Source organism: Legionella pneumophila subsp. fraseri, assembly GCF_000586315.1.
Lineage (GTDB): Bacteria > Pseudomonadota > Gammaproteobacteria > Legionellales > Legionellaceae > Legionella > Legionella pneumophila_B.
Window position 1 is genome coordinate 25032 of record NZ_JFIM01000029.1, and the last position, 23984, is coordinate 49015.

The following is a 23984-nucleotide window of genomic DNA, read 5'->3' on the forward strand; positions in this document are numbered from 1 at the left end:
GTAATATCAGAAATATAACAGCAAAAAATAAGGTTTAATATGTTTATATTTGTAAGCTTGAATTAGTATCTATAGCAACGCAATTGTCCCCACATATTACGCCAACAGCCTGGATGTGCCGGCGCCGGGGTTGCAAAGGCACCTGGATAGTTCAGAACGCAGGTGCCATTATGAATGGCTCGATGATATCCTTCCCCGCATCCCTGAGCCGCATTTGCTGTGGATACAAAAGACACAGCCATAAACAGCAGGCTAACCATAACAACATGGCGTAACAACTTTGAAAAACACATGGTATGCGTATTCATTGTATTCTCCTTAAATTGCTTCACTTGTTTTTTAGCATACAGCATAAGTATAGAGTTAATTTTTACATTATGCCTAAAATAATGCCATTTTTTTTGGCTATTGATATTTTTATTCTATACATTAATTCATTTTTTATTTTTGAGCGGCCACTTGGGGTATACAGTCATTCCTTGTATCTGGCATTGATTCCAATAGTGGAATATTACATAGGTAGTTATGTCTCCTAAAATTCAGAGAAAATTAATTGTTATAAATTATAAATAAGCGTTTGTTGACAGCAGGATAATTTCCAGATCTGAACTACAATAAAAGTAGCAGGGCAGATAATTGAGTAGAGAAATGGAACGCTTTCAAGATCGTTATCAAGCTGGCCAATTATTAGGATACAAACTTAAATCATATGCGAATCGAAATGATGTCATAGTGCTTGCATTACCTCGTGGAGGAGTCCCTGTAGCTGCAATGATTTCAGAGGTAATCAATGCCCCATTGGATTTAATGATTGTTCGCAAACTGGGTGTTCCCGGACATGAAGAATTAGCTTTTGGTGCTTTGGCCAGTAATAAAATAACAGTCTATAATGAAGAGTTGCTGCAGTATTTGCAACTTTCTCAAAAAGACATCAATCAGGTCATTTCTCAAGAAGAAAACGAATTAGCAAGGCGGAATAGAACTTATCGTGGTGACAAACCTTTTCCTGATTTAAAAAATAAAATCGTAATCCTGGTTGATGACGGCATTGCCACAGGAGCTAGCATGCGTGTTGCTGTGCTTGCTTTACGTAAGGAATCACCTAAAAAAATTATAGTAGCGGTTCCTGTAGCGCCTGAGGATATGAACGACATAATGAAAAATGTTGCGGATGAGTATGTTTGTCTTATATCCCCCCTGTCTTTTAACGCTGTGGGTCTTTGGTATGAGGATTTCTCCCAGACAGAGGATGAAGAGGTATTATATTTGCTTAATAAATCATACGGTAGATCATTATAAAAATAACAAGTCCTGTTGAAATTACTTCCCATGCATATTTTAATGATCATGAGGGTTACTTTACTGTGTTCATTCATATGCTTTGTTTGTTGAGGAGTGAATTACGAGCATATTGTGAGGTCAAGGTGTTTTATCAAACTTCAAAAGCCTTAAGACTTTATGTCCATTTGCAAACACCTGACTTCATAAGAAGGTTACAGATTTAAATAATATTGAATTAAGCAGTATATTGAACCCCAAACAAAATAGCATTCATCATGGGGTTTTCATCGTCAATGCTCAAACTGGACCTTAATGTATTAGGATTGAAAGTCGCGGTTGTTCCTGGATTTGCGCCAAGCGCAAACAAATAAGAGCCAGTAATAGCCCAGTTAGAATCAAAGTTATAGGCAACTCCCAACTTTGCTGCTGGCAAGACAGCAGTCCTGTTCGTTTTCATATCAAAATTATCCACTATAGGAAATATTTGAGGAGTGAAAAAGGCGCTAGTGTCTACTTGCATATTTTGAATGAGCGCGCCTGCCTTGGCAGACCAGCTAAAATAGTTTTGAAAATAGGTAACGCCGAGCAGGGCATCAAATCCGCTCAAGGTATGTTTGATCGTCAAGGCAGCTGGAATCTGGCCTAAAGCTCCTGCAACACTTGGATTAATAGTAGTTCTACCATAGTAACCCCAGCCTACTTCGCCTGTGAATCCATATTGATCATCTATCATACTCAGCACACCGACAGCCAGGCGACCACTATAGCCTTGTTTATCTTCTGTCGAGGTGAGCGTATTGTTGGTACCGACTATAGTGAAATTGTATCCATCAATAGAACTCCAGGTGTATCCACCCTCAAGTGACACAAAAGTAGAGCAACAAGAATTGGAATCACCCATACCACCAGCATGGACAAAAGTACTGGACAGGGCAGAAATTAAGGGGAACAGGATAAATTTTTTCATGATTTAGTAACTCATTCCATGTTTATTATTATAAAAGTGAATAATTTAAATCAGTTAGAAAGGAATTACCAGTAAAATTAATATTGATGTTGGCTTCTTATAAATCATGGCAATTTTTTTTGTATTCTACTAGTATGTGTTTTTCTCTAAATTTACTCTTGTAAGGAAACATGAATACATCGAATACCTCCTTTAAAACTCTGGGAGCAATATGTATTGGCAATGCTATGGAATGGTATGATTTCATGATCTATAACTTCATGCTGCTTTTTATTGCCCAAGCTTTTTTTCCAAGTCATAATCGTGTGATTTCCCTATTAGCTACAATGGCAAGTTCTGGAGTAGCTCTGGTAATAAGGCCTCTGGGTGGTGTTTTTTTAGCAGTTTGGGCAGACAAACATGGGCATCATAAAGCCTTAATGCTGGTTTTTTATTTAATGGCTGCTGCAACCATGCTGATTACTTTTACACCAACCTATACCACAATAGGTTTGGCAGCTACTTGTGTCATTGTCTTTGCACGATTGTTGCAAGGCCTTGCAACTGGCGGGGAATTTGGAATCTCCAGCTCTCTATTGGTTAGCTTATCCCCAAGCGATAAAAAAGGGTTTTACACTTCCTTACAAATGGTAGGCCAGCTCTTGGCAATATTAATGGGTTCTTCAGCGTGCCTTATTTTAACTCTCTATTGTTCCAATGAAACCTTATATCAATTTGCCTGGAGAATACCTTTTGCTTTAGGGCTTTTGATTCTACCTTTAGGATGGATTTTAAGGCGTCGATTGCAACGAGAGTTCGCATGGAAGAAAGAGCAAAAGGGGACAGGGCAATTATTTATTTTGGTAAAGCAACAAAAACGTTCCTTGTTGATTGCTTTTAGTCTCGTAGCAGGTTGTACAGGCTCGATTTATACTTTATTCAGTTATATGCCTACCTATTGTAAATTGTATTTGAATTTATCGTTGACAGAGGCGTATTTAGGTGCTGCAGTTGGAATTTTAGTCAGTATTCTTACTATTCCTTTTTTTGGAGCGCTGTCGGATAGAATAGGCAAAAAAATAATTATGTTATGTGCTTTGGCTTGTTATTTTGGATTAATTTATCCTTTGCTTTTCTTGCTGAACCAACATCCTGGTGTAAGTATTCTCATTTTGGTTGAAAGCATTTTAGGTTTGTGTATTGGTGCCTATTTTGGGGTGTTGACCATTACGGTGAGCTCTTTATTTCCACCATCAATACGATCTACCTGTTTAGCTGTCAGCTATAATTCAGCTATCATGTTGTTTGGTGGTTTTGCTCCATTTATTATCACCGCATTGATTGAATATACTAAAAACCCTATGGTTTTTACTTATTATCAAATGACAACAGTTTCTATCAGTTTGATGGCAGTTCTTTCTTATCAGGAAGAGAGGGAGACATCTGAGCATCATCGAGAACATCTCGTTGCAATTTAAAAGGTATGAATATGACGACTTTAGATTGGTTAAAACATCTCATTTCTTTTGATACTACTTCGCGGAACTCTAATCTATCACTAATTGAGTATTTAGCGAACGGGTTAAATGATTTTAAAATTAATCCTGTCTTAATTCACGATAGTAAAGAGCAAAAAGCTAATCTATTAGCCACGTTACCAGGAAAACAGAGGCATTTGGAGGGAGGAATCATTCTCTCTGGTCATACTGATGTTGTTCCTGTTGATGGTCAAATATGGGATAGCGATCCTTTTCAAGCCACTCTCAAAGATAACAAAGTGTATGGTCGTGGCGCGTGTGATATGAAAGGATTTATTGCGGTCGTGATGGCGTTAGTCCCTCAGTTGAAAGAAATGAATCTGGACTTTCCAGTTCATTTTGCATTTTCTTATGATGAGGAAATTGGTTGTCTTGGTGTACCTTCGCTGATCGATAAAATATTGGAACTCAATTATCAACCTCGTGCTTGTATTGTAGGTGAACCAACTTTAATGAAGCCTGTTGTGGGTCATAAAGGCAAATATTCTTATCGTTGTCAAATCCACGGTGTTGCAGCTCACTCTTCATTAACGAATCAAGGATGTAATGCTATCGAGCATGCTGCGGCCTTTATAAGCTATCTTCGCGGGATGGCTAATGAATTTAAAAAACATGGAAATCGGGATTTTTCTTATGACGTTCCATACACCACGCTAACTACCAATCTGATCAAAGGCGGTAATGCTTATAACACTATTCCAAGTTTGTGTGAGTTTGTTTTTGAGTTTAGAAATTTGTCTGCTGATAGTTCTGAGGAATTAAACCAGAAAATTATGTCCTATGTTAAGGAAGAGCTTGTTCCTAACCTGCATCGTGATCACCCTGACTCTAATGTTAATCTTGATACCATAGCAAAAGCTCCTGGTTTGGATACGCCGATTACAGATCCAGTAGTAAGAGCGGCTCAAACAGTTTGCCAGAGTGATAAACTGATGAAAGTAGCTTACGCCACAGAAGCAGGGTTATTTCAACAGGCAGACATTCCCACTATTGTATGTGGTCCAGGTAGTATCGAACAAGCCCATAGAGCCAATGAATATGTTGAGGTAGAGCAATTGCGTTTATGTGAGGAGTTTATAATCAATATGCTGCAATCTCATTTTTGAGCCCTTATCAGATTGGTAAGTAAAAAATCATCGTTATTTGATACTGATTTTACTAGAACTTTTACAAGGTATTCACAAAGATATACACAGATTTTGTGGATAACATGATTAGAGGAAGTTTGCTTTGTTTTAAATGAAAACATATAATTATCAATCACTTATTGAAATATATGTTTTTTTTATACTGTCATTTATCGCAATGATTTTATTTTATCCACAATCTTTAAAATGGCTTGATTGATAAATTTTTGAGCACTTGACTTGCTTCTATTGTAATTTGTTCCTCAGTTATTATAATGCTTTTTTTGACCGCAAGAGAACATTACGTGTCTAAATTTATCTTTGTCATTGGAGGAACTGGGACCGGCAAAACGACTGTTTCGGAAGAAATTAAATCAATAGCAGAAGCACAACATTTAACGGTTGCGATATTGAATCTGGATCATTATTACTTGCCCAAAAGCATGATAGATCCAGACAAGCCAAAGAATTTTGATGTTCCTGAAGCTCTGGAACAAACGTTAATTCAACAGCATTTGCAGGATTTAGAGGCTGGTAAAACCATATTCAGGCCGACCTATGATATGGCAAATAGTGATAGGGTATTGAATGGGGAAATGACGATTATTCCTGCTGATATCATTATTGTCGAAGGAATTTTTGCTGGTGAGTATTTATCCTCTTTAAGGAATCAAACAGAAAAACTCAAAATTTATTTACAATCCAACCAAATAAATGACAATTACACCAGAAAGGAAGACAGGGATATCGTTGAAAGAAAAAGATCATCGCCTCATGCCAATGTTGCGAAAAAGAATCAAATGGCAGGATTTTTTAGATACGTCGCTACCCATATGATTTCTTCAAATATGGTCATTGATAATCCTTGGCTTCCTCAACAAAGTATGACCAGTACCGAAAAAAATCCTTTGATTGCAGGCAGTAACTTAATAAAATTAAATGAATTTTTATCTTCAACTGAGAGTCATTTTTTATATAAAACATATAGTTAAGACTTAACTTATTGCCCCTGGGGGTGGATTGAGGGGCAATATGAAATATAATATTTAAAATGGAGTTAAAATTTCAGTGATTCCTTGTTGGGGTTACAATGCTCTTCATAGAGATCTTCTAATTCATGATAAGTATCTTGTAATGCTTCTACATCATAATGGTTTGATTTTGCTTTTTTTATTAATTCCTCATAATCTTGCACAATGAAATAATAGTCATCTGAAAGATCGATCTCTTCCGCATGCTCGAAGCCTTTAAGTTCGGTTAATAGATCTTCAAATTTTTCTTTTATCTTATTGAACTCTTCTTCTGTGCCAGATATTTGTGTTTGAGCTTCTTTTTTATTCATCCATTGAATAATCAAATATAAGGCTATGACCCCAATAGGGATCAAGGCAATTAATCCTAAATAACCCAAAGAGTTTTGTGTGGGAGAGCTGGACGGGGTTGTGCATTGATTATTATCAGGTGCGCAAGGAGCTGTTGTATTGCCAGGCAGGGGAGTAAACATTGGCTTATATGCATTGAGTGAAGGCGGGGGAGAAGAGTACATATCAACTGTTGGTATAGGAGTTGGCATTATCTTGAGTGGTTCAGGTGGTTGGGGAAGCGGAAGCCCTTTCAATTCATGCTGGATTTTCATCCAATCATGCATTGACAACATCAATTTATTAAGCGCTTGAGTTTGCCCAGCTATCGCTTCAAAGGACGTTTCTTTTAATTTAGGTTGATTTAAATGACTAATGACTTCATTGACCCGGCTTTTTAAAGCCTTATTCGTTTTTTTGAGATCAGAAGAGCTGGATGGAAATTGAGAGAGTGTGTCCTGATTTTTAATAAAAATCTTTAGTTTCTCTTTTTCATTAGTTAACCAATTTTTCCAAAAGGATAAATTTTGTTCCTCTTGTATTGCTTTATGATAAGATTGGGTGTTCGCATCAATTATTTCATCAATGTGTTCTGACGAAGCGTCAATAAAACTATCAATTTGTGTCAGCAGAGATTGCATTTGATGTTTGAATTGATGAACAGTATAGACTTCACCAGCCTGCCCCAGAAGATCCATGATTTCCTGGATGACCTTCTGAAATCGTTCCAACTCGTTAAGATCAGAGACTGCTTTGGCATAATGATCAAGGATCTCATCTTTCATTGTGATTAATTTGAAGTGAGGGCAATCACTTAATTGCTCTTTAGTCAAATGAAGTATAGGCAGGGGATCTGCTACTAATTCATTTGATTTTTGTGCACAATGTTTGGCTGCTTGGGTTGGATATGAAGCGGAGTCACTGATTTTATCCAGTTCAAATTCATAAGAGTGGGGATTGACCGGATTGGCATTCAGAGCATAATGCAAGATTCTATTTCGTTCACTGGATAATTTTCTGATGTCTTTTGACAGCTCTCCCAGTTTATCTCTTAGGAGTTGAGTTTCCAGAATATGATCCAGATGTGGGTGAATTTTATTATCCACTGTTTTGCGAAAATTGGCTAAAAATAATCGGTCCGATCCAACCAGCGGCGAAATATTTTTTTCAATAGTACGCAGGTAGCGAGTGACTGACTCAAGTTGATCTTTTACTTGTTGTATGTTGTTGTTCTGACTTAGCCCTTTTAAGATGTTGTTCACATCAAGAAGGACAAAATTCATGGGTTGGTTTAAATGTTCAGGAGGTAGATCTCTATTTCTTAATAAAAGATAGTCACCTACTTTTTGCATTAAGTCATAAAGTTGTGGCCATTGAAGGCGCTGATTATCAATGGGTTGGACATGGAAATCATCAAGGCTTAACACATGCCTCGGCTTGTAGGCATTCGAATAAAACCAGGCATGTTCATAAAGATTAACGAATGCTTGATCGTCGCTGGCAAACCAGGAGCTGGGATTATTAAGATAATCCGGATGAATCCCTGAATTGGAACGAGTTTTTAAAATCCACTCTCTGAAGTTTAACTCTTCCTCCGTGTAGCAACTTTCAGAATGAATCCAAAAACGTCCTTTCTTAGGTAGCGGTATATATGAAGCTTCAAGCTCTCTCTTTTCCTTTCCCATACTTCTCACTCCTTGAGAAAGCAAAAAAAAACTTAAGGTAATTCCAGATTAGCACTAGATTAGCAATAGCTTTTTTTGCTGCCGATTAATAATATCCATAACCAACTGGGTAATTTTTCTTCCAATTTTATTTGATAACACTGTTTGCGTAATTATGCAATAGTTAATCAATTGATTTATTTTAAAACAACTTAAATTCTTGCAAGAAAGAAAATGGATGTGCCATTTCTTTCACCTGCCCCTGTTTTTTGATAAATTACAATTTTAATTTTAACGGATTGTTTATGCCTTCTTTTGATATCGTTTCTAAAATGAATGAAGTGGATTTGCGTAATGCAGTAGATAATGCGGTGCGTGAAGTGAGTACAAGATTTGATTTTCGTGGGGTAGAGGCTACTATCGAGCTGAAAGATCTCACTGTTACTTTGCGTTCTGAATCAGATTTTCAGGTGCGTCAGCTTGAAGATTTATTTAGGAATCATTGTTCCAAACGTAACGTCAGTACCTCAGGAGTGGATATAGAAGAGGAACCTGTTCATAGTGGAAAATTCTATACTCTTACCATGACTTTTAAACAAGGCATTGACCAACCTACTGCTAAAGAGATAGTGAAGTACATCAAAGACACCAAAGCCAAAGTTCAAACCTCTATTCAGGGAGATAAAGTGAGAGTGACTGGAAAAAAGCGAGATGATCTTCAGGAAACCATTGCTTTATTAAAAAAATCAAATATTGAATTGCCTTTGCAGTATGAAAATTTTCGTGATTAATCAATATGAATTCGATATAAAAGGCAAAGAAATGCCTTTTATATCTCTAAATGAACGATATCAAGTAAAATAAATGCATAGCATTTATACGAAATTCACTCTCAAAGAGCCAGTACATGGTTTTAATTAAAGCCTGTTATTGTTGATTAATGAAATTACTTTTGCGTTAGATTTGGTTTTTCCGAACTTGGTATAAGCCATTGCAGTGAATTCATCTGCGGTCAAGGGTTTACTCAGGAGAAAACCTTGACCAAAATGACATTTTCTTGACACGAGATATTTTAATTGAGGTATGGTTTCAATGCCCTCAGCAACAATACTCATTCCTAACTCATTAGCCAATTTAATAATGATGTCTATGATGACTACTTTTTCATGTTCGTTATGTATATCAGAGATAAAGGTTTTATCAATTTTTAAGCTGTCAATGGGGAGAGTTTTTAGTCTGTTAAGAGAGGAGTATTCTTTGCCAAAATCATCCAATGACAGCTTTATTCCCAAGCCAGAAATGACATGAAGCATTTCGGAGATTTCATCTTGATCACCCATTAAAGCATTTTCAGTAATTTCGAGTTCAAGATATTCTGCAGGGTATTGATATTCTTGTAATATTTTTTCAAGAATTTTAGGAAATTGTGGATTTGTTAATTGCACAGGAGAAATATTAATGGAAAAGGAAAGCATCTTGCTGTATTGATTAGCCCAACGCATTAATTGTGCACAGGATTTTTGTAATACCCATTGACTCAGTTCTGTTATTAATCCTGTGCTTTCAGCTACAGGTATAAACTCATTTGGAGACACATTTCCCAAGGCTTCATTATTCCAGCGTAAAAGAATTTCTGCGCCAATAATCTCCATATTAATCAGGTTAAATTTGGGTTGGTAATACAGTTCAAATTCATCATTTTGTAACGCTTTTCGAAGATGAGATTCCAACTCGGATTCCCTATGTTGTGAGTAACCTAGTTGTTCAGTATAAAATTGATACGTATTTTTCCCGGAGTTTTTTGCTTTATACATGGCCAAGTCTGCTTTTCTTAATAGATCTTCTGTGGTATTGCCATCGTCAGGGAAAATAGATATGCCTATACTGACCGTTACGGTGATCAATTTGCCATTGATAGTGTAGGGACTGTTTAATTCATTTAAAATTCGTTCTGCCAAATGGCGTGCGCTAGAGGGAGATTCTATATTTAGAGAGATCAGTGTGAATTCATCTCCTCCTACTCTGGATAAAAGATCACCTTTTCGAACTAATAAAACCAATCGATTGGCGAATTGTTTTAAAAGTTCATCGCCATGAAAATGACCAAATGTGTCATTTATTGCCTTGAAATTATCTAAATCAATGAGCAGTAGAGCCAGTGAAGAGTTGTTTCTTTGGGCGTTGGCAATGGATTTATCAAGCAACTCTTCAAACTCCCTACGATTAAATAGATTTGTCAGAGGATCATGAGAAGCCATGTATTTTAATTCTTCTTGTTTTATTTTTAAGTTTTTTTGCCCTTCCAGTACTGCCGAATAAGAAAAAACGTAATTAATTACAAAACAGGTGCAAGGTATGAAATAAACAACCACTTTGAGAAAATAAGCGATATTAAAGGCACTGTCATACGGAGTTGTTGATAATAACATGATGTAGATAGCCAAGACGACTTGGGTGAGGGACATATAGAATACAGAATCAGATAAAATAGTCGGGTAAGACGCATAGGTCTTTGGGTAAACAATAATCATCAACATAAGGTAGATAAAGACAGATATGAGTTCAAAAGGCCTGGAAACATAAGAATCATAAAGCCACATATCAGGAATTTGAATTATTGCAGCGGCATAATAAATGACTGTGATAGCGGCTAATACCAAAAAAGTAGTCAGTAGAATAAAAGTAAGCAATCGTACTGGTTTATTATCGCTTGCATGGACCAGTAAAGAAAGTCCGATAATTAGAATTAAGCCACTAACACTGTTTGAAAAAACCCAAATTAAGGCATCCAGGTTATTTTTATCCGTTGCTTCCACGGCTAAGCCATCAATAACCAAGGTATGAAGGGCTTCAATCGAGCCAGAGAATAGAATTGCAAGCCCAATGATTAAAGCAATTTTATCATTACTCAATCGATATTGAGTAAATGCTAATAAAACAGTTACTGCAGCAAGAGAAAATCCTGACCATTGTAAGAGAGTTTGTCTGAAGTAGCCTCGAATTTGAGACTCTATGAGTTGAGAGCCGGCTATATTGCCATTATTTATTGTAATTGCCAAATTACTAAAATCTAAACCCCAGTTTAAACCTATGTAGGGCAGACCCAACAGTAAAATAATAATTAATACTAAAAAATGGGGTACACGTTTTAGAGTGGTTTCATTGAATACAAATGAATTATCCATTTTTTGTATCTCAAAATTCCTATATTTTAAAACTAGCATAAAATATGCCTGTTATTGGCAAAATTGCTAATTTTATGTCCTGTTATTTTGAATCAGGGCTTTATAAAAATAATATTTTTAGCAGGATTTGTATTTGAGCATTATTAATGAGTTTTTCACTTTATTATTTCCGTTGAATAGCGAAGTGCTCTCATTTCTGAAGACCAGAAATTTTCTGAAAGCCCCATTTTTAATTTTAAATGATTAATAAATTCATCCTTTGTTTTAATAGATTCCCATACAGAGGGTAAAAAAGTGGCTTGATAGGAACCACAAATTAAAACTAAACCATCGATACCAATTTGCAATTGTGATTTGAGCTCTTCTTCACTGGCAAAGTGTAAAGGAGATAATGGTTTAATTAATGAAATAGTTAGTGCCAGCTCTTTTAGCTCAGATGGTTTAATTTGAGGGAAGCGTGGATCAGCACTTGCTGCCCGTATGGAATTGTAAATGACGTTATCTGCTAATCGCTCTTTAGCTATCAGGCTTCCCATGCAACCTCTTAGCATGCCATTCTTTTTTAGAGTAATAAAAGTAGGAACTCGTATCTGTAATAATTGACTATAATCATTGTAATTAATGGTTAATGCTTTATTTTCTTCTGTTTGTAATCGTATTGTTTCTTTTGCGATGTACTTCAATTCGTCTGCGCAATGTTCTGAAAATTTAAGTTTTTGGTAGAAGTGATAAGCGGCATACCCTACTACTCGTTCTTTATCCCCAGCCGTATCGCCTGAGTTACGTAAATCGAGCAGACGACTGTAAATATGATTTTGGCGAGCAAAATACAGGAAGCCGCGCAGTGGAAAATAACCGCAAGCGGCATCGTGAAGTATTTCCTCAGCATTTAAAGTGTCTATGGAAAGACAAGTCTTTTTATCTTCTCTTTGAGCTATGTGATAGGGAAGATAATGACTTAAATCAGAGCTGATGATTAGGAGGGTATCATCACCACCCCATATTCGCTTTATTAGACGGGCTACGTCTTGGGGATTTGTTTCTCCAACAACTAAAGGAAGTATTTTAAATTTGGAGAATATCATTTGGCAGAAAGGTAATTGTACTTCCAGACAATGTTCGTTTTGGTGAGCTTCAGGGAGTGAATAGACATAGGGTAGATCTATAATTTGAGTTAGTAACTCTTTATCTTGTTCAATTTCTCCTAACGGTGTAGCAAATTTATCGACAGGATCATAGGCTATACCTTTGAAATACAACCTATGTGCGGGGCCTAATATTATAATTTTATTGATGGCATCTTTCTTATCGCGCAAAGAAGCATAAGCAGAAGCTGCTACAGATCCTGAATAGACATAACCAGCATGCGGAACCAGTATTGCTTTTGGAGGAGGCTTGTGAATTGGCGCTTTGTCCAGAAAATCTAATACGGTTTGTTTTAAAATCAGGGGATCGTCGGGGTAAAAATAGCCAGCTACGGCTGGTTGACGGACACTCACAACAACACTCCGGAACAACTGCAGATACTATACTTATAAATATAGACTAAGAGTTGATTGTGAGCTATTTGATGTTTGATACTATTCCAACCAAATACTGGCATAAGCTAGAAGATGGGCGTATACAATGTGATGTTTGTCCTCGTAATTGTAAATTGCGCGATGGGCAACGAGGTTTGTGTTTTGTTCGCGCCAACCTTGATAATCAAATAAAATTGACTACCTATGGACGCTCCAGCGGTTATTGCATAGATCCTGTTGAAAAAAAGCCTTTGAATCACTTTTTACCGGGTAGTCCTGTATTATCTTTCGGAACCGCAGGATGTAATCTGGCTTGCAAGTTTTGCCAGAATTGGGATATTAGCAAATCCAGAGATATTGATACATTGGCAGATACTGCCATGCCAGAAGATATTGCAAGGGCTGCCCAAAATATGAACTGCCTCAGTGTAGCATATACCTATAATGATCCGGTGATTTTTATGGAATATGCCATTGACGTCGCAAAGGAATGTCATAAGCTTGGCATTCATTCGGTAGCGGTTTCTGCAGGGTATATTAATCCTGAGCCATGTAAGGAGCTTTATTCATTCATGGACGCTGCTAATATTGATTTAAAATCCTTTAGTGAAGATTTTTATTACAAAATTACTGGTTCTCATTTACAACCTGTTCTGGATACGCTCATTTATTTGAAGAAGGAAACCAGTGTATGGTTTGAAATTACTAATTTAGTGATTCCAGAAGAAAATGATTCGGATGCCGAGCTTGAGAGGATGTCTGAATGGATTATGACTAACCTGGGGCCTGATGTTCCTTTACACTTCACTGCGTTTCATCCAGATTGGAAAATGATGGATAAAGTTCCGACTCCATTTTCAACTTTACAAAGAGCCAGAGAAATCGCAATCAAGACAGGTTTACATTATGTATATACGGGAAATGTTCACGATACAACCGGCAGCAGCACTTATTGTCCTCATTGTAAATTACCCGTGATTGTAAGGGATTGGTATCGAATATTGGATTATCGGGTGGATGATACTGGACATTGCTTAAATTGTCGTACGCAAATTGCAGGAGTATTTAAGGGAGAAGTTGGTCATTGGGGCCCAAGAAGAGTAATGGTTAAATTAGGTTGTTCTTAATCTTCACATAATAAATTTTTAGTATTATATGCCATGTTTTTATACATGGTGAATTAATATGAGATTTCAAGATTCTGACTTTGAAGAACGTTATAATACAATGTGGAATAAAATTGCAGTGTCTGCTGATGCTCAGATAAGGCAATTATTTGGCGCCAAAGGATTTTTTAGTGAACAGCAGCCCAATTACTATCAACTCCTTGTAAACTATGCTCAAGCGGCCAAAAATATTGTCGATAATTTAAATCGTCAATCTCCCATGTTTGATGACAAAGAATATGTTGAAGGCTATATGATTGCTACTCTCCAATCGGTATATAAAGATTTTTCTCAATATAAACCGAGAATTGCAGGGCGTTATGGAGAGCACTCAAGCTGTGTTGAACTGATTAACAAGACCTTGGATTGGGTACAATCCTTTGATTTAAAATTAGAAAACCTCTCTGAATCTGATGATGAGATGAAAATTACTTTCTAATTGCAAGCTATCCTGTATTACGAGAAGTCTGTAATGCGGGATAGCAACATTTCCCTATTACATCTTACTCCTAATAGATGCACTTTGCTTGTGTGGCACCAGAGCGTCAATGTTTATTCATCATCAATTGTGCTATAATTGAACAATTATTGCAGGGAGGTATGATGAAACAATTGGTTGTTGCAGGATTTTTCTTATTACTTCTAACTTCCCCTTTATCAGCGCTGGATGTTGATACCTATCGTAGTTCACAAAAACAATTCAATACAGAGGATAAGGCGGAACAGGGTGATGCTCAAGCACAGTTTGAATTAGGGCTCAAATATGAAAAGGGCGATGGAGTAAATAAAGATTTAAAGAAAGCGATTTATTGGTATCAGAAAGCTGCAGATCAAGGACAAGCTGAGGCACAAAATAATCTCGGTGTATTGTATCTTAAAGGAGAAGGGGTGCCCCAAAACAGTCAGCAAGCAATGCATTGGTTTAAGAAGGCTTCGGAACAGGGTTTGGCAATTGGTCAAAATAATATAGGGATCCTATATGAAAATGGCCTGGGTGTTAAAAAAGATCTGGGCCAGGCTTTTATCTGGTATCAAAAGGCTGCAGAAGGCGGAAATTCAGACGGACAATATAACCTTGCAGTGATGTACATGTATGGCAATGGTATACCAAAAGATATCAAGAAGGCGATTCACTGGTATATCAAAGCAGCAGAGCAAGGAGATCTTGATGCTCAAAATAATCTTGGTGTTCTTTATGAGCGAGGCGAAGAGGTTCCAAGAGATTTAAAAGCAGCTATTAGTTGGTATACCAGAGCAGCAAATGAAGGTTCACTGATTGCTCAAACTAACCTTGGTGTATTGTATATGACTGGTGATCCTTCCATTCAAGATGGCAAGAAAGCAATATATTGGTATGAAAAAGCAGCGGCACAAGGTGGGGAAAAAGCTCAAAATAATCTTGGGTATATTTATGAACAAGGAATTGGTACAGAAAAGGATATGAAAAAGGCTATTTACTGGTACGAAAAAGCCGCAGAGAATGGATTTACTCTGGCTCAAAATAATTTAGGTGTTCTCTATTCAAATGATGGCGATCTGCAAGATTACAAAAAGGCTTATTTATGGTTCAAAAAAGCCGCAGATCAAGGATTTGCCGAAGCCCAAAATAACTTGGGTTTAATGTATATGAAAGGTAATGGATTGTCAGTTAATTATCACGAAGCAGTCTTGTGGTATAAGAGGGCGGCAGAACAAGGATTACCTTTAGCGCAACATAATCTGGCGATTATGTATATGAAAGGGTTGGGGATAAAGAAAGACAATAAACTGGCCATTAAATGGTACCAAAAAGCTGCTGAAAAAGGATTGGATTTGGCGCAAAACAATTTGGCGGTTATGTATATACGTGGTGAAGGAGTAAAAAGAGATTTTAAGAAGGCCATGTATTGGTATCAAAAGGCAGCTGAACAAGGTTTGGATTTGGCACAAATTAATCTGGGTATTATGTATCTTGATGGCATGGGTGTTAATAAAGATTTCGCTAAAGCAAAGTACTGGATTGGAAAAGCCAAGGACAGTGGTTCTCAAGATGCGATGACCATATGGAATAAAAATAAATTGTGGAAATATTAGTGATCATTGGTGTAGGTCTTAGTTGATGTATTGTGCAAAATGCTCAAGTCTGGTTATATAATTAAAATACGCTGAATAATCTAACGGATTAGAAAAGGATGTCTGCTGCTCGCCAAATCAACAATCCGAAAATGAGACAATGGCGAATATTGTTGGTTTACAATATTTACAGAATAGTAAGTATTTTTCTATTTTTAGGCATTTATTATTTCAGTTATATCAATAAATATTACCCCTTATTATTTCTCTGTATCGCTTTTGCCTATTTAGTATTTGCTTTGATTTTTCTTTATTTTTGGCATAAAAAAATTTTAAGTTTTGATAAGCAGGTGTTTTTATCGGGTACGATTGATGTCATAGCCGTTTCCAGCATGCTAGGCATTATTGGTAATTTGGAATCCGGTTATGGCATATTACTAAATGTTACTATTGCTGCTTTAAGTATTTTAGTTCCTGGGCGCTTGGCCATCTATTTTGCATCACTAGCCAGTTGTTTATTGCTATGTGGCAATGTGTTGCAATTTTTTATTTATAATCAAAAAGACTTAAGCACTTTTTTTTATAGTGGAATCTATGGGGCTGGTTTTTTTGCAACGGCTCTCACTGCTTGGTATTTATCCAATTGGGTCAGAATGTCTGAGAGTCTGGCCAGACATCGTAGTTATGAGCTGGCAGGAATGCAAAGGCTCAATGAATATATTGTCGAACGATTGCATTCAGGCATTATTTATGTTGCAGAGGGGAAGCGAATTCGGTTGATGAATACTGCTGCCCGTGAATTTTTTAATCTGAGTAAACATCATGCAATTCAAAAATTGGACCAGTTATCTGATTCACTTGTATCCAAATTTGATGATTTTCTTTTAAAAACAACGAATAATGAACGTACGGCTCAAACTATTATTGAAGATCCTTATCTAAGAGTACATTTTTTTTCTACTTCTGTTGGTCACAAGTCTGAAGTACTCATTATTCTGGAAGACATGACTTATATTGCACAACAAGCACAACAACTCAAATTAGCGGCTTTAGGGCGTTTTTCGGCAAGTATTGCTCATGAGTTACGTAATCCCCTGGGGGCAATTGCTCATGCTATTCAATTGTTTGGAGATAATGAGGATTTAAATGAAGAGAACACTCGTTTAAAACAATTAATCATGAACAATTGTGAGCGAATGAACAGGGTGATTAAAAATGTATTGCAGCTCTCAAGGCGTGAGAAATCTCAACCGCAGGTTAATGAACTTACAACATTTTTAGAACATTTTAAGCAGGATTTTACTCACAATAATCCCTGTGATCTTACGATAAAACTACCTGTAAATAAGCCGTTATCAGTTGTTTTTGATAAAAGTCAATTGGAACAGATTTTAGTAATCTTGTGTGAAAATGCTATTCAACATGGGCGGGATCATGAGGGTAATGTGAATATCGTCATTGCTGCCAAATGTTCTTCGAATAAAATCACTTTGACTGTATGTGATTCTGGACCTGGTATACCCTCTGAGCACAGAGACAATATATTTGAACCATTTTTTACCACCTTGCGAGGTGGTACAGGGATGGGGTTATTTATTGCCAGAGATTTGTGTGAAATTAATCAAGCCAGATTAAATTTGGTAAAATCAAATAAAGGATGTTGTTTTGCGATCACTGTTAATCAATCGGATGAACTTTTAATATGACCAAAAGTAAAGTGCTTGTTATAGATGATGAACCAGATATAAGAGAGTTATTAACTCTTACTTTATCACGCATGGGTTTAACTTGCGATGCAGTGTCTGACTTTAAGCAAGGCATAGAACATATAAAACAAAATTATTATTCTTTGGTTTTAACCGATATGCGTTTACCTGATGGAGATGGTATAGAAATTGTTAAATTCATTCAGAAATACAAACCGCAGGTACCAGTTGCCGTCATTACTGCCTATGGAAATGTCGAGGGTGCGGTCAACACTTTAAAGGCGGGTGCATTTGATTACGTATCAAAACCTATAGACTTAAAAATGCTTAGAGATCTCGTTAAGACTGCATTATCCATGCAAAACTCACCTACCGAGAAGCCTGATGAAGATCTACTGGTTGGTGAAAGTTTGGTAATGCAACAACTTCGTGAAAACATTCATAAATTAGCTCGCAGTCAGGCACCAGTTTTTATTCAAGGAGCGTCAGGTGTTGGAAAAGAATTGGTTGCTCAGTTGATCCATGCTAATGGTCCCAGAAAGCATAAGCCATTTATTCCTGTAAACTGCGGCGCTATACCTGGTGAGTTGATGGAATCAGAGTTTTTTGGCCATAAAAAAGGGAGCTTTACAGGAGCGATTTCTGATAAAACAGGGTTATTTGTTGCGGCTCATGGTGGCACTTTGTTTCTTGATGAAATCGCTGAACTTCCTCTCGCCATGCAGGTTAAATTGCTACGTGCAATTCAGGAGAAGGCAATTAAGCCGATAGGCGAGTTATATGAAATTCCAGTGGATGTTCGCATTCTAAGTGCGAGTCATAAAAATTTGATTGAGGAAATCAATGTAGGGACATTTCGTCAAGATTTGTATTATCGAATTAATGTGATTGAATTGCGTGTACCAACTTTAATGGAAAGGCTTTCCGACATTCCTTGTTTGACGGAGGCGATATTAAAAAAATTATCTAAAAATCAAAATAGAAGCCTTGTTAAAATCAATCCAGATTGTTTTGAAATATTGAGCCGTTATCATTTTCCAGGAAATGTTAGAGAGTTGGAGAATATCCTTGAGCGTGCCATGGCTATGTGTGAAGGTGAGGTTATAGAACCATCCGATTTACATTTGCCAAGAACAACAATAACCCCAGCTGTTGCCGTACCCTCCACGTCAACTAACTTAAATGGTTACCTTCAGGATCAGGAAAAAGAGTTAATTCTTGATGCGCTTGAGAAAACAAAATGGAACAGAACCGCTGCTGCCCAATTATTAGGTGTCAGCTTTCGCACTCTCCGTTATCGATTAAAAAAACTGGGACTTGATTAGGTGTTGCGCTATGAATATTTTCAAGGGATAAAATAGTCAGGTTAGGCAAGAGGTCTAATAGAATTGTTTTTCATCTGTGTTTGAAATCTGATAAATCATAGTCTAAGTTTATATAACGCAATGAACTCTTGTTCAAAGCGAAAAAAATAATTGATTAAAATTAAGGAAGAAACAATGAACTCATGGAATAGTGTTGTTTTTTTAAAAACTAAAAATGCTTGGTCGGATTCTGCTGCAATAGCAAAGATGAACGGTGTTCAAAGTCTTTGGTCTACCTCTGGGGACTGGGATTGGTGTATAAAACTTGACTCCAAGCATTCAAGCCCTGAGGAAACTGCTTTGTTTGTTAAAAATTTAAGAAATGCCGATTGGGTTGCAGAAACTAAAACCAGTTGGTGGAAAGAAGTTGCTGTAAAGTAATTTAATAAGATGGATTGTTTGGGAAATTATAATGATATTTATTGTAATTTCCCATCTGGTTATGGACTGTTTCAAGTCAGATGTTACTAATGCTCATTATACATATTTAAATTTTGTATTCTGTATGAATGCAGGGGTTGGCAATAATTTGATCTCAATTCATCGAAATTAGCCATCTCTTCAAATAAAGGTACAGGTGGAAATTACGATGGAATAAGGCGATAACAAAGTTGTTTGTCGAGTTATTTTAAGTCTAAAATCAAAGGAAATTATTAAGCTATCCCATCTCATTCTCATTTAGACCAATTGATTAATTTTCAACCATAAATTTTATTTCATCAATTTTTGCTGAAATTCTTGCGGATAAATAAGCATCTTTTTTGGCCAGTTTCTGCGCCACTTTTAATTGAGCAATGGCTCCTCTTTTTTGTCCCTCAAGTAGTAAGCATTGAGCTTGAGTAAAATAGGCATAACTTTTCTGATGAGATTCCGCTTGAGCTCTTGCAAGTTCCCGGCAAAGCGGTAAGTCTTCCTTGTATTGTCTACTGCCCTTAAGAAGGATAGCTGTAGCTTTTTCAGGTTTATTTGCAGTTAACAATCCTTGGGCATAAGCCATCAGAGCGGCATAATTATCAGGAAAATTATTTTGTAATTCAGCAAGACGGGCGAGTGCTGATTGGTATTGTGATAAACCTAATTCGGCCTGAGCCATAGCAATTTGAAAATTGAGATTACCATTATCCTGTAGCAGTAAAGAATTTAATTTTTCCGCTGCTTTCTGAAAATTGTTATTATTTAACAAAGCGAGTACGTACCCATACTGGCAAGCAGTGGCAGGATTTTTTTTATGACAATGATGTTCATAATAATCAAGAATTTGTTTATTGTTCGATGCGACAGAAACCCTGATTAATTCTTTAAATAAGGCATAGTCCAAAGAGTCAATATAATGTTTTTTAGGCAAGCGGCTGGTTCTGTTTTCAGCCTCAGCAATCCTGTCAGCATCCAGGGGGTGAGTTCGCAGTATAGCTGGAATATTGGCAGTGTAATAATAACGGGAATTTTCTTGCATTTTATTAAAAAATGCAGCCATACCTTGAGGATTGAATCCTGCTTTAATAAGCATATCAATACCAATTCTATCGGCTTCTTTTTCCTTTGAACGTGTAAAATTGATGTTATCCTGGGAAAATCCGGAAACGGATGCCATCATGGCGCCCATTCCAACCGTTGGATTCAAGACACCTAATGCCGCAGACGCCAGAATTGACGCTAATAATGGGACACGCATCTGTTTTTGATGCTCTATAATGCTGTAAAGATGATGTAAGCGAACATGCGCAATTTCGTGAGCCATTACTGCAGCCAGTTCACTTTCATTGCTGGTTGTTAAAATAAGTTGGGTATTAATGCCTATATAACCTCCTGGGCCAGCAAACGCATTGATTTCTTTGGATTTAACAATAAAAAAATAAGGTGTTTTGATACGGCCATAATGTGCCAGTTTTTTACCTACGGAGTTGATGTATTGACTGGCCAAAGGATTGCGCTCTACGCTGTCCGATTGATTAATCAGTTGAATAAACTCTCTTTCTAATTGATCCAGTTCTTTGGTTGTATAGGGTGAAAGACTTCCGGCATCAGTTGTAGGTGCTAAAAAAAAGAATATAACCCCTATGCCCCAGTGAAATAATTTAGGTAAGATGTTTTTCGTGGTTAACTTATAATTTAAATTCAATTTAATCATTAGGCTACTCAATAATTGAATAATTTGTTATCATTCGACCACATTAAGAAGGTGGTTAATCTATGCACGAACAGTTCCTGCTTGCAGCACTTGAACAAGCCAAACTGGGGAGAGGCTTTTGTGCCCCCAATCCCAGTGTTGGGGCGGTTGCTGTGCAAAATGGTAATATTATAGCACAGGCATGGCATAGAGGTGCAGGTACACCGCATGCAGAACAATTATTGTTATCACAAATTCCACCCCAAACACCAGGGGTGAAGCTCTATGTCACACTGGAGCCTTGTAATCACTGGGGCAAAACCCCCCCTTGTGTTGATGCTATTATTAGTCATGGTATAGAAGAAGTTATTTTTTCCTATTTTGATCCCAATCCCATTGTTGCCAAAAGTAATTCTTCTGCAAAATTGCGAGAACATGGAATCCAAGTCAGACACATCCCTATAACTGTAATCGATGAATTCTATAAAAGCTATGCTTATTGGACAGTGACTCACAAACCAAGAGTCACAGTTAAAATAGCACAAACTTTTGATGGTAAAATTGGAAGGTCTGAGGGAGAGCGGCTGGTTTTGTCCAATGCATTATGCGAAAAATTCACTCATCAAATGCGTGCTGCCAGTGATGTCATATTAACAAGCGCTAAAACAGCTCAAATGGATAATCCAAGAATGAGCGCCAGACTAGATAGTGGAGTGGTTGCAAAACCAGTTGCCATTATTGATCGCAATTTAAGTTTGTCCGATGACGCAATCATTTTTTCGACAGCAAAACATTGTCATATTTATCATCAAGCACAAGCAAATCAGGCCAAGACTTATCCTAACAGCACTCATTATGTGATGCCTTTGCAAAATAGATTGATGGATTTAGACGCAATAATAACTCACCTTGGTCAACTGGGATACCATGACGTATGGGTTGAAGCGGGTGGGGCTATTTTTTCTGCGTTACATAGTAAGGGATTGGTGCATAGAACTTATTTGTATTTAGTTCCCGGCAGTTTAGGACATCAGGCTATATCAGCTTATCAACAACAGGGGATTTTTGAAAAAGCTCATACGGTGAGTTGGCAAGCTATGGGTGACAATATGATAGCATGTTTGGATTGGCAGGAGGATGAGTGTTTACCGGATTGATAGAAAATACAGGCAAAGTATTAGTGAACAGGCAAGGGGAAAATTCTAGTCGTTTAGTCATTTCCTCAAATTATCAGGATTTGAAACTCGGTGAGAGTATCGCTGTAAATGGGGTTTGTTTAACTTTGTTACCATCCGACTTGCCTGATCTGTGTTTTGATGTTTCACCTGAAACCCTGCAGGTTACGACATTGTCCAATTTATCATCTGGTGATATGGTTAACCTTGAAAGAGCTATGCTGGCATCTACCCGCTTTGGTGGTCATTATGTATCAGGCCATGTAGACACCAAGGCTAAAGTGAAATCCATTCGGGACGTTAATGAATTTATCGCGATGGATTTGGAGGGTTTTACTCCGGAACACAAGCATTACCTAATACCCAAAGGTAGCATCACAGTCAATGGAGTCAGCTTGACTATTAATACTGTGTCAGAACAAACCATCGGACTCATGCTGGTACCACATACACTTTTAATGACCAATCTCGGTTTGTTAACAGTGGGTCAGCAAGTCAATATTGAATTTGATTATCTTACCCGTATTGTGGCTCATCAGCTTCAAACCATCGGGAAATTGAACCATGAGGTAGTGTCATGAAACATTCATTAGCAACAATAGAAGAGGCAGTGGCGACACTTAAAGCCGGTAAAATGATTATTCTAATGGATGATGAAGATAGAGAGAATGAAGGTGATTTGGTGATTGCTGCTGAGCACGCTACTCCTGAAGCCATTAATTTTATGTCGCGTCTTGGTTGTGGTTTAATTTGTTTGCCTATGGCAGAGGAATTGATAGACAAGCTCCAATTGCCCATGATGGCACGACATAACAAATCGCCGTATGGAACGGCATTTACTGTTTCGATTGAAGCAGCTAACGGTGTCTCCACAGGTATCTCGGCAAGAGACAGAGCTCGAACAATTCAAGTGGCTATTGATCCACAAAGTGGACCATCTGATATCATTTCGCCTGGACATGTTTTTCCTTTACGGGCTAGAAAAAAAGGAGTTTTAGAAAGACCGGGTCAAACAGAAGGCAGCGTTGATTTGGTAAGACTTGCCGGATTGACCCCAGCCGCAGTGATTTGTGAAATCATTAATGAAGATGGAACAATGAGCAGACGTGATGAATTAGCTCTTTTTTCAAAAAAACATCAAATCCCTTTAGTCACCATTAAAGATTTAATTCAGTACAGAGTACGGCATGAAAATCTGATTCATCCCGTTGCAACTACACAAATTCCTCTGGAGGAGAACGGTGTTTTTACTATGACTGTTTTTGAGAATCAGATAGATTCCTGTGAACATTTTGTCTTGGTTAAACCCCCTTTGTATGGTAATCAAGTGCCTTTGGTTCGAATTCATTCTGAGTGCATAACAGGTGATGTTTTTGGCTCCAGAAAATGTGATTGTGGAAAGCAACTGGAGTTGTCTTTATCCCAGATCGGAGCTGAAGGCGGTATATTAATTTATTTGCGTCAGGAAGGCCGCGGAATAGGTTTGGCAAACAAATTAAAGGCGTATGCTTTGCAAGAGCAGGGGTTTGATACAGTCGATGCTAATCTGGAATTAGGATTGCCCGCTGACGATAGAGATTATGCCGTAGCATACCAAATACTGAAATATTTAGGGGTTGAAGCATTAAGGTTGCTGACAAATAATCCTTTAAAAATCTCTTCTCTTGAGCGTTATGGAATGAAGATTACTCAACGCATTCCTTTGGAAATTGAGCCCTCCAGGGAAAATCATAGTTATTTAAAAACCAAAAAAATAAAGCTGGGGCATTTATTAGCCATTGATTAGGATAAA

General features: G+C 37.3%; 20 protein-coding genes. 14 read left to right on the plus strand and 6 right to left on the minus strand.

Going from position 1 to position 23984, the window contains the following annotated elements; translation table 11 throughout:
• Window positions 1–62 precede the first annotated feature (62 nt).
• A complete protein-coding gene (locus CC34_RS0107570) occupies window positions 63–308 on the minus strand; it encodes a hypothetical protein (protein ID WP_027227741.1) in 246 nt (81 codons plus the stop codon).
• A gap of 340 nt (window positions 309–648) precedes the next feature.
• Here CC34_RS0107570 and CC34_RS0107575 point away from each other — a divergent pair, with 340 nt between their 5' ends.
• Window positions 649–1299: a phosphoribosyltransferase gene (locus CC34_RS0107575; RefSeq protein ID WP_027227742.1), complete on the plus strand. Its 651-nt coding sequence runs from the start codon at window positions 649–651 to the stop codon at window positions 1297–1299.
• Between the two features lie 217 nt (window positions 1300–1516).
• On the opposite strand, the gene CC34_RS0107580 is transcribed toward CC34_RS0107575, so the two are convergent.
• Window positions 1517–2248: an outer membrane beta-barrel protein gene (locus CC34_RS0107580; RefSeq protein ID WP_027227743.1), complete on the minus strand. Its 732-nt coding sequence runs from the start codon at window positions 2246–2248 to the stop codon at window positions 1517–1519.
• 170 nt (window positions 2249–2418) lie between these two features.
• Between CC34_RS0107580 and CC34_RS0107585 the strand changes: the two genes are divergently transcribed.
• From CC34_RS0107585 to CC34_RS0107595, 3 genes are all read left to right on the plus strand, one after another.
• Window positions 2419–3705, plus strand: coding sequence for an MFS transporter (locus CC34_RS0107585; RefSeq protein ID WP_027227744.1), 1287 nt, complete (start codon window positions 2419–2421; stop codon window positions 3703–3705).
• An 11-nt stretch (window positions 3706–3716) separates the two neighbouring features.
• A complete protein-coding gene (gene argE / locus CC34_RS0107590; RefSeq protein ID WP_027227745.1) occupies window positions 3717–4871 on the plus strand; it encodes an acetylornithine deacetylase in 1155 nt (384 codons plus the stop codon).
• Between the two features lie 326 nt (window positions 4872–5197).
• Window positions 5198–5884 carry a nucleoside/nucleotide kinase family protein gene (locus CC34_RS0107595; protein ID WP_027227746.1) on the plus strand — a complete coding sequence of 229 codons (687 nt, stop codon included), beginning with the start codon at window positions 5198–5200 and terminating at the stop codon, window positions 5882–5884.
• A gap of 65 nt (window positions 5885–5949) precedes the next feature.
• On the opposite strand, the gene CC34_RS0107600 is transcribed toward CC34_RS0107595, so the two are convergent.
• Complete coding sequence (locus tag CC34_RS0107600; RefSeq protein ID WP_080274152.1) at window positions 5950–7962, minus strand: spectrin repeat-containing protein; 2013 nt, start codon at window positions 7960–7962, stop codon at window positions 5950–5952.
• A 260-nt stretch (window positions 7963–8222) separates the two neighbouring features.
• Here CC34_RS0107600 and CC34_RS0107605 point away from each other — a divergent pair, with 260 nt between their 5' ends.
• Window positions 8223–8708, plus strand: a complete 486-nt coding sequence (locus tag CC34_RS0107605; RefSeq protein ID WP_027227748.1) for a YajQ family cyclic di-GMP-binding protein — start codon at window positions 8223–8225, stop codon at window positions 8706–8708.
• Between the two features lie 126 nt (window positions 8709–8834).
• On the opposite strand, the gene CC34_RS0107610 is transcribed toward CC34_RS0107605, so the two are convergent.
• Window positions 8835–11102 (minus strand): putative bifunctional diguanylate cyclase/phosphodiesterase, encoded by a 2268-nt coding sequence (locus CC34_RS0107610; protein WP_032833101.1) that lies wholly within the window; start codon window positions 11100–11102, stop codon window positions 8835–8837.
• A 155-nt stretch (window positions 11103–11257) separates the two neighbouring features.
• Window positions 11258–12601, minus strand: coding sequence for an AmmeMemoRadiSam system protein B (gene amrB, locus CC34_RS0107615; protein WP_028379339.1), 1344 nt, complete (start codon window positions 12599–12601; stop codon window positions 11258–11260).
• A 71-nt stretch (window positions 12602–12672) separates the two neighbouring features.
• Here amrB and amrS point away from each other — a divergent pair, with 71 nt between their 5' ends.
• From amrS to CC34_RS0107645, 6 genes are all read left to right on the plus strand, one after another.
• Window positions 12673–13749, plus strand: coding sequence for an AmmeMemoRadiSam system radical SAM enzyme (gene amrS / locus CC34_RS0107620; protein ID WP_028379340.1), 1077 nt, complete (start codon window positions 12673–12675; stop codon window positions 13747–13749).
• Between the two features lie 58 nt (window positions 13750–13807).
• Window positions 13808–14227 (plus strand): lpg1171 family Dot/Icm T4SS effector, encoded by a 420-nt coding sequence (locus CC34_RS0107625; RefSeq protein WP_011213527.1) that lies wholly within the window; start codon window positions 13808–13810, stop codon window positions 14225–14227.
• Window positions 14228–14376: 149 nt separating this feature from the next.
• Window positions 14377–15861, plus strand: a complete 1485-nt coding sequence (lidL, locus tag CC34_RS0107630) for a Dot/Icm type IV secretion system effector LidL (protein ID WP_080274158.1) — start codon at window positions 14377–14379, stop codon at window positions 15859–15861.
• A 98-nt stretch (window positions 15862–15959) separates the two neighbouring features.
• The gene (locus CC34_RS0107635; protein WP_028379342.1) at window positions 15960–17546 is read left to right on the plus strand and encodes a sensor histidine kinase; all 1587 of its coding nucleotides are present in this window, start codon (window positions 15960–15962) and stop codon (window positions 17544–17546) included.
• A complete protein-coding gene (locus CC34_RS0107640; RefSeq protein ID WP_028379343.1) occupies window positions 17543–18871 on the plus strand; it encodes a sigma-54-dependent transcriptional regulator in 1329 nt (442 codons plus the stop codon). Before CC34_RS0107635 ends, CC34_RS0107640 begins: the two co-directional genes overlap by 4 nt.
• Window positions 18872–19045: 174 nt before the next feature.
• Window positions 19046–19291: a hypothetical protein gene (locus tag CC34_RS0107645; RefSeq protein WP_011213531.1), complete on the plus strand. Its 246-nt coding sequence runs from the start codon at window positions 19046–19048 to the stop codon at window positions 19289–19291.
• 310 nt (window positions 19292–19601) lie between these two features.
• Here the strand turns inward: CC34_RS0107645 and CC34_RS0107650 are convergent, their stop codons facing one another.
• Window positions 19602–21038, minus strand: coding sequence for a M48 family metalloprotease (locus tag CC34_RS0107650; protein WP_028379344.1), 1437 nt, complete (start codon window positions 21036–21038; stop codon window positions 19602–19604).
• Between the two features lie 62 nt (window positions 21039–21100).
• Here CC34_RS0107650 and ribD point away from each other — a divergent pair, with 62 nt between their 5' ends.
• From ribD to CC34_RS0107665, 3 genes are read left to right on the plus strand one after another with little or no spacing between them, the layout of a single operon-like run.
• Window positions 21101–22174, plus strand: a complete 1074-nt coding sequence (gene ribD, locus CC34_RS0107655) for a bifunctional diaminohydroxyphosphoribosylaminopyrimidine deaminase/5-amino-6-(5-phosphoribosylamino)uracil reductase RibD (RefSeq protein ID WP_028379345.1) — start codon at window positions 21101–21103, stop codon at window positions 22172–22174.
• Entirely contained in the window at window positions 22159–22773 is a 615-nt protein-coding gene (gene ribE, locus CC34_RS0107660) for a riboflavin synthase (protein ID WP_028378486.1), read from the plus strand. Before ribD ends, ribE begins: the two co-directional genes overlap by 16 nt.
• The gene (locus tag CC34_RS0107665) at window positions 22770–23978 is read left to right on the plus strand and encodes a bifunctional 3,4-dihydroxy-2-butanone-4-phosphate synthase/GTP cyclohydrolase II (RefSeq protein ID WP_028378485.1); all 1209 of its coding nucleotides are present in this window, start codon (window positions 22770–22772) and stop codon (window positions 23976–23978) included. The genes ribE and CC34_RS0107665 overlap by 4 nt, the downstream gene beginning before the upstream one ends.
• Window positions 23979–23984: the final 6 nt, after the last annotated feature.

Bases quoted from the DNA above. Each gene is read 5' to 3' on its own strand.
- CC34_RS0107570 (WP_027227741.1), bottom strand. From the start codon at position 308: ATGAATACGCATACCATGTGTTTTTCAAAGTTGTTACGCCATGTTGTT.
- CC34_RS0107575 (WP_027227742.1), top strand. From the start codon at position 649: ATGGAACGCTTTCAAGATCGTTATCAAGCTGGCCAATTATTAGGATAC.
- CC34_RS0107580 (WP_027227743.1), bottom strand. From the start codon at position 2,248: ATGAAAAAATTTATCCTGTTCCCCTTAATTTCTGCCCTGTCCAGTACT.
- CC34_RS0107585 (WP_027227744.1), top strand. From the start codon at position 2,419: ATGAATACATCGAATACCTCCTTTAAAACTCTGGGAGCAATATGTATT.
- argE (WP_027227745.1), top strand. From the start codon at position 3,717: ATGACGACTTTAGATTGGTTAAAACATCTCATTTCTTTTGATACTACT.
- CC34_RS0107605 (WP_027227748.1), top strand. From the start codon at position 8,223: ATGCCTTCTTTTGATATCGTTTCTAAAATGAATGAAGTGGATTTGCGT.
- CC34_RS0107610 (WP_032833101.1), bottom strand. From the start codon at position 11,102: ATGGATAATTCATTTGTATTCAATGAAACCACTCTAAAACGTGTACCC.
- amrS (WP_028379340.1), top strand. From the start codon at position 12,673: ATGTTTGATACTATTCCAACCAAATACTGGCATAAGCTAGAAGATGGG.
- CC34_RS0107625 (WP_011213527.1), top strand. From the start codon at position 13,808: ATGAGATTTCAAGATTCTGACTTTGAAGAACGTTATAATACAATGTGG.
- CC34_RS0107635 (WP_028379342.1), top strand. From the start codon at position 15,960: ATGTCTGCTGCTCGCCAAATCAACAATCCGAAAATGAGACAATGGCGA.
- CC34_RS0107640 (WP_028379343.1), top strand. From the start codon at position 17,543: ATGACCAAAAGTAAAGTGCTTGTTATAGATGATGAACCAGATATAAGA.
- CC34_RS0107645 (WP_011213531.1), top strand. From the start codon at position 19,046: ATGAACTCATGGAATAGTGTTGTTTTTTTAAAAACTAAAAATGCTTGG.
- CC34_RS0107650 (WP_028379344.1), bottom strand. From the start codon at position 21,038: ATGATTAAATTGAATTTAAATTATAAGTTAACCACGAAAAACATCTTA.
- ribD (WP_028379345.1), top strand. From the start codon at position 21,101: ATGCACGAACAGTTCCTGCTTGCAGCACTTGAACAAGCCAAACTGGGG.
- CC34_RS0107665 (WP_028378485.1), top strand. From the start codon at position 22,770: ATGAAACATTCATTAGCAACAATAGAAGAGGCAGTGGCGACACTTAAA.